Annotated in this window: 3 protein-coding genes, 12 tRNA genes and 2 rRNA genes; all 17 read right to left on the minus strand. The window is 45.5% G+C overall.

The window, feature by feature from the left end:
- Positions 1–44: 44 nt before the first annotated feature.
- Positions 45–641: an RNA polymerase sigma factor SigW gene (gene sigW, locus AC58UW_RS24390; protein WP_497423180.1), complete on the minus strand. Its 597-nt coding sequence runs from the start codon at positions 639–641 to the stop codon at positions 45–47.
- A gap of 57 nt (positions 642–698) precedes the next feature.
- Positions 699–1,568, minus strand: coding sequence for a DMT family transporter (locus AC58UW_RS24395; RefSeq protein ID WP_497423181.1), 870 nt, complete (start codon positions 1,566–1,568; stop codon positions 699–701).
- 121 nt (positions 1,569–1,689) lie between these two features.
- Entirely contained in the window at positions 1,690–4,476 is a 2,787-nt protein-coding gene (ppc, locus tag AC58UW_RS24400; RefSeq protein WP_497423182.1) for a phosphoenolpyruvate carboxylase, read from the minus strand.
- 277 nt (positions 4,477–4,753) lie between these two features.
- Positions 4,754–4,824: transfer RNA gene (locus tag AC58UW_RS24405), tRNA-Gly, on the minus strand.
- A 7-nt stretch (positions 4,825–4,831) separates the two neighbouring features.
- Positions 4,832–4,905 (minus strand) — tRNA-Pro (locus AC58UW_RS24410).
- A gap of 22 nt (positions 4,906–4,927) precedes the next feature.
- Positions 4,928–5,004: transfer RNA gene (locus AC58UW_RS24415), tRNA-Arg, on the minus strand.
- Positions 5,005–5,012: 8 nt separating this feature from the next.
- Positions 5,013–5,087 (minus strand) — tRNA-Gly (locus AC58UW_RS24420).
- A 38-nt stretch (positions 5,088–5,125) separates the two neighbouring features.
- Positions 5,126–5,205 (minus strand) — tRNA-Leu (locus AC58UW_RS24425).
- 19 nt (positions 5,206–5,224) lie between these two features.
- Positions 5,225–5,300, minus strand: a tRNA-Lys gene (locus tag AC58UW_RS24430).
- Between the two features lie 10 nt (positions 5,301–5,310).
- Positions 5,311–5,382: transfer RNA gene (locus tag AC58UW_RS24435), tRNA-Gln, on the minus strand.
- A 9-nt stretch (positions 5,383–5,391) separates the two neighbouring features.
- Positions 5,392–5,464: transfer RNA gene (locus AC58UW_RS24440), tRNA-Thr, on the minus strand.
- A gap of 12 nt (positions 5,465–5,476) precedes the next feature.
- Positions 5,477–5,552 (minus strand) — tRNA-Val (locus tag AC58UW_RS24445).
- A gap of 15 nt (positions 5,553–5,567) precedes the next feature.
- Positions 5,568–5,642 (minus strand) — tRNA-Glu (locus AC58UW_RS24450).
- A 14-nt stretch (positions 5,643–5,656) separates the two neighbouring features.
- Positions 5,657–5,732 (minus strand) — tRNA-Thr (locus tag AC58UW_RS24455).
- 2 nt (positions 5,733–5,734) lie between these two features.
- Positions 5,735–5,810: transfer RNA gene (locus AC58UW_RS24460), tRNA-Asn, on the minus strand.
- Positions 5,811–5,815: 5 nt separating this feature from the next.
- Positions 5,816–5,932 (minus strand): 5S ribosomal RNA (rrf, locus tag AC58UW_RS24465).
- A gap of 150 nt (positions 5,933–6,082) precedes the next feature.
- Positions 6,083–6,191 (minus strand): 23S ribosomal RNA (locus AC58UW_RS24470); the annotation flags it as partial.

Consider the following 6,191-nt stretch of genomic DNA (forward strand, 5'->3'; position numbering starts at 1 on the left):
TTTGCATGTTGTGATATACCATACGTTTCGAATTTAAATATGTTTCATCTTGGAACAGGATTTGTATTGGCATCTTGTTCCTCCTGTTCTAACCGTTTACGCAAGTACTCTCGCCCGCGATGTACACGTGTTTTGATCGTTGTTACAGGCATGCCAAGCACCTCAGAGATCTCTTGAAGGGACATATCCTGCAAATATCTTAAAATGACGATTGATTTATATTTTTCCGGTAATGCATCAATAGCTCTACGGATCTGTTCCTGCGTCTCAGACACAATAATTTGCTTCTCAGGCGTGTCTTCATGACTTGGCAGCATGGCATAATAATCATTGCCTTCTCCATCCGGCATTTCCGCATCTAAGGAATACGTATTCTTTCTTCGGCGCAGTTTATCGATACACAGATTCGTCCCAATTCGAAAAATCCAAGTTGAAAACTTCTGATTCTCATCATATCGGTGCAAATTGGTGTATACCCGCAAGAATGTTTCCTGCACCGCATCCTCGGCCTCTTGTTTGTTATTCAGCATACGGTAAGCCAAGTGAAAGATCTTATCCTTATAGAGCTCTACAAGCTCCGCAAAAGCATTTCGATCCCCATTTCTGGCTAGTTTAGCCAGACGTGCTTCAACAAAATTCAATTCGATTTCCTCCGGCTTCTTAGGCAATTCGATTCTTTTCTAATACATACGCAAAAATTACGTTTTGTTTTCAGAAATTAGGATTCCAACCAAAATTAAACCCATCCCTACCCATTGTAACCCATTTACCGGCTCCGCAATAATTAAATACGCAGCGACGATCGCCGCAGGAAGTTCCACCGAACCTAACATAGCCGCAAGTGTGCTGCCAATTCGGGGAATACCAATGTTAAAAGATACCGTAGGCACAACCTGCCCTAGAAAGCCCAAAAGGAGACCCCAGAGCAGCAGTTCACTTCCATTCTCTTGCACAAATACCGTAGGGGGATACAACACATACATGACTGGAATCGCCGCGGTAAGCATGATGGCTGAGTTCATTAGAGGCGGAAGAGGACTAACTACCTGACCTGTGAAAAAGAGGAAGGTGCTATACGTTAAAGCAGATAATAGTCCGTATAAAATCCCGAAGTAACTGAGCTGCTCCCAGCTCGTATCTAGTATATTCACTGCAAGAACAGTCCCTGCAAGAATGAACATGACCGCAATACCTTCTGACTTTGATGGCAGTCTGCGTTTGCGTATGCAATCCATTCCTATCGTCATCCATGTAAACTGAAATAACAAAATAATCGATAAAGAAGCATTCAATTCCTGCAAGGCAATATTGTAAAAAACAGTCGTTAAGGCCAATCCAAAAATACCAATCAAACCTAGCTTTATCCAAGGACCTTTAAAAGGATTAACCCAAGATTTTTTATGAAAAAGAATCAATAGCCACACGAGCAATGTTCCCATCGTCATTTGTGCAGGGGTAATTTGCCCATCAGTAAATCCTTGATCATAAGCCATCTTGATATAAGAGGAAAGCAAGCCATAACTTGAAGCACCTATAAGGACAAGAATAATCGCTAACCATCGCCCCATGCAGCCAATAACCCTCCGTCCATCTATGGGCACCTTGTATAGGACAGGAAAAGTCGAGCTGCGCTCGATATTCGAGGCCCCCGACTTTATCATCCTGTCTATACGCTTATGCTCTGTATGATCAGCCTGTATTTCTCAGCCCAGCTGCTATGCCGTTAATAGTAAGCAGCACTTCACGCAGCAGAATCGCATCATCTTCATTGTTTTCACGCAGTGCACGAAGCTCTGTAAGCAGTTCAACCTGCATATAGCTTAGCGGATCAACGTAAGGGTTACGGAGACGGATTGACTCTTGAATCACAGGCACATTATCCAAAATCTCTTGCTGCCCTGTAATCTGCAAAATAATCGAAGAAGTTAATTCATATTCTTCCCTAATCAGGTTGAAAATACGCTCTGCAATCGCCGATTCCTTCACTAAATTCCCGTATTCTTTAGCAATTTGCAAATCCGCTTTGGCTAGCGCCATTTGCAGATTATCAATCATCGTACGGAAGAATGACCAATCTTCATACATTTCTTTTAAAGTCTCTAGGTTCGCTGCATTCCCTTGATAAAAGCTTTGCAGACCCGTGCCTGCCGCATACCAAGCAGGAAGCAAATAACGAGTTTGCGTCCAGGAGAATACCCACGGAATCGCGCGCAAATCTTCGAATCTGTCGCTATTTTTACGCTTGGATGGACGTGAACCGATATTCAGCTCGCCAATCTCAGGAAGCGGTGTGGATTCTTTGAAGAACGTTAAGAAGTCATCGTCCCGGAAAATAAGATCTTGATACTTCGTCTGTGCCTCCTCCGAAATACCGCGCATAATAGTCTCCCACTTGTCTTCTTGTGAAAGTCTTTGTGGGGCGCGCGATAATTTGGACGCTGTAATCAAAGCGAAAGTCGCCTGCTCTAAGCTGCGGTATGCAATCCCTTGCAAGGAATAGCGGGAGGACAATACTTCCCCTTGCTCCGTGATTTTAATGCCGCCGCCTAGCGTTTCTACCGGCTGTGCAAGGATACTGCGGTTTAGCGGCATTCCGCCACGCCCCAGCGCGCCACCACGGCCATGGAAGAACTTCAGCTTCACGCCGAACTTTTTTGCTGCTTCTGTGATGTCCTGAAGCGCCATACGAAGCTCCCAGTTTGCTGTAATTACTCCGCCGTCTTTATTGCTATCCGAGTAACCAAGCATGATTTCGTGAAGCTGCGTTTCCGGATCAAGGCTATCACGGTAAGCAGGAATAGCTAACAACGTGCTCATAATGCCTGGTGCCGCATGCAAATCGTCGATTGTTTCAAAAAGAGGTACCGACTGCAGCGTGCTTGTAACGCTGCCGTCGCTCTCTTTGCGATATAAGCCTGCTTCCTTCGCAAACACAACAACCTCCAAAAGATCACTAGCTCCCTGTGTCATACTGATTAGGTAGCTATTGATACAATTGCGCCCGAACTCCTTCTGCGCTTTGCCTACCGTACGGTAAACATCTAAGCACTCCTTCGTACCTTCGGAGTAATCCAAATACGTTGAAGTGATTGGTCTTGGATCATTCAAAACATCAGTAAGTAGCGAGATTTTCTCCTCTTCAGAGAGCTTGCTGTAGTCACTCGTAATGCCCATCTTCGCCAAAATCTCAGTCATGGCAGATTCATGCTCTTTACTGTGCTGTCTAATATCAAGAGCAGCTAAGTGGAAGCCGAACAACTCAACTTGACGGATCAGCTTTTTAATATATTTGTCTGCAACGTAATCAGCAAAATGTGATCTCAAGCTAGCATCAATAATTTGCAAATCACTAATGAATTCGTCAGGGCTGTTATATTTCTGGCTTGTTGGCACATTAGGATTGCCCGTGTTGTGAACTTTTACGATCATATACGTTGTTTTGATACGGTATGGCTCTTTCTCATTGCGCCATACATCTTGCACATTACCAAGCGCTTCGCGGTCACACTGAATCGACTCGAGTAAAGCTTCGCTAACCGCCACAATATTCCGGCTGAAGCTCATATGTTCTAGTGTTTCATTCAGAACTTCTTCATACTTTTGCAAAGCCAGCTGACGGTGCAATCCTAGCGTTTCCCAGGTTACATTCGCTCTCACAGAAGGGTTACCATCACGGTCTCCACCAATCCATGAACCGAACTTCAAGAAAGATGGCACGTGCCATGTATCCTGCGGGTAATATTTATTTAAGCAGCGCTCAAGCTCGTGATAGATCTCCGGCAGTACATCGAACAAAGTTTCGTCAAAATAGTACAAACCATTACGAACCTCATCGATTACCGTCGGTTTGCGGTCACGCAGCTCGTCCGTTTGCCAAAGATTCAGAACTTCCCCTAGCAGCTTCTCACGCAGCTGTTCACGCTCACGAGAAGTTAGCATCGGATTATCTAGCTTCATCATATCATCCGAAATTCGCAGATTGATATCAAGTACTGCTCTGCGCATAGCTTCCGTTGGATGTGCAGTCATTACAAGCTCTAAGGAAATAGCTTTAAGAATTTCTTGTACTTCTTCAAAAGGGATCTGAGTGTTTCTTAGTTCCTGTACAATGCTCTCTATGGAACCAGGCTGCACGGATTCACCGGAGGAGCGCTCGTAATCTCTTTTACGACGAATCCGATGATTCTGTTCAGCAATATTAACAAGCTGGAAGTAAATAGCGAAGGCTCTGATCACTTGATGACGAATTTCCGGATCAAGCGAAGAAATTGTTTCTTTGAATTCATCATAGATTTCAATGACATAGTGTGCTCTTAAAGACTTACTCATCTCACGAATTTTCTCGACAACCTCAAGGAGATCATTACCGCCCTGATGTACCAGAACTTCACCTAGTATGTGCCCCAAGAAGCGTACGTCCCTGCGAAGCAGATTATTCGTCCCTTGCTTTTGTAGGCCGATTACATTCTCTAACATAACTCTCCACCTCATCTATTCACTATGTTGCATTAATGCTTCTCTCTATAAAAGCTTAACGTTATAAAAACTCATTTCAGAATATTTTACCACAATCCGCTCTTTGCATATAGTAGTAAAATAAAAAAAGACCCTAATAGGTCGTGGTAATTAATGTATGTATAAAACCGAAAAACTTGCCCTCCCTCTCAACGTAAAGGAAAAAGGTTAGCGTGGATTCTCTTCCCTTCCCGTAACAAAGAAAAAGCCACCCGAAGGTGACTCTTTCTTTGTGTGAAGCGGGTGATGGGAATCGAACCCACGCTACCAGCTTGGAAGGCTGAAGTTCTACCATTGAACTACACCCGCGCGTATATCGGGATGACACGATTTGAACATGCGACCCCCTGCTCCCAAAGCAGGTGCTCTACCAAGCTGAGCTACATCCCGATACGGTATAACTAATAAAAGATGGCGCGCCCTGAGAGATTCGAACTCCCGACCTTTTGATTCGTAGTCAAATACTCTATCCAGCTGAGCTAAGGGCGCTTAAAAAATGGAGCGGAAGACGGGGATCGAACCCGCGACCCTCGCCTTGGCAAGGCGATGCTCTACCGCTGAGCCACTTCCGCAGGGTACCTCAAGAGTATAAATACTACTGAGGATTTAATGCGCGTAGAGGGACTTGAACCCCCACGGTCACCCGCTAGATCCTAAGTCTAGTGCGTCTGCCAATTCCGCCATACGCGCATGTTGTAAATAAGGCAAATGGTGAGTCATGTAGGATTCGAACCTACGACACCCTGATTAAAAGTCAGGTGCTCTACCAACTGAGCTAATGACTCATGAAATAAACTGGGGATCAAGGATTTGAACCTTGGCATGACGGAGTCAAAGTCCGTTGCCTTACCGCTTGGCTAATCCCCAATAATAACATGCCGTCGAGAGGACTTGAACCCCCAACCTACTGATTACAAGTCAGTTGCTCTACCAGTTGAGCTACAACGGCTTATGCAGTTAATGGTGGAGGCTGACGGGATCGAACCGCCGACCCTCTGCTTGTAAGGCAGATGCTCTCCCAGCTGAGCTAAGCCTCCATGGGATATACGTAATGGTGACCCGTAGGGGACTCGAACCCCTGTTACCTCCGTGAAAGGGAGGTGTCTTAACCACTTGACCAACGGGCCTTACAAAAACTTACTGGAGCTTCCAACCGGAATCGAACCGGTGACCTCATCCTTACCATGGATGCACTCTACCGACTGAGCTATGGAAGCAATGGCTCCCCGAACAGGACTCGAACCTGTGACAACTCGATTAACAGTCGAGTGCTCTACCAACTGAGCTATCAGGGAATACTGCTTGGCAACGTTCTACTCTCCCAGAACCCTGCGGTTCAAGTACCATCGACGCTGGAGGGCTTAACGGTCGTGTTCGAGATGGGAACGCGTGGGTCCCCTCCGCCATCATCACCAAACAGTCAAAGCGTGGTTTGCGCCTTGAAAACTAGATACGAAACGTGCGTAAAGTAAGGTTTACTTAGGTTTTTGCCCTTAGGGGTTAAATCCTTTGGGCCCCGTTAAAGTACTTGAGTCCACTTCGGAGCTCTTCATCACTTTAATGGGATTAGGTTAAGCCCTCGACCGATTAGTATTCGTCAGCTGCATGCATTGCTGCACTTCCACCTCGAACCTATCAACCTCGTCGTCTACAAGGGGTCTTACATACTGGGAAAT

This window comes from Paenibacillus sp. J22R160 (genome assembly GCF_059692135.1).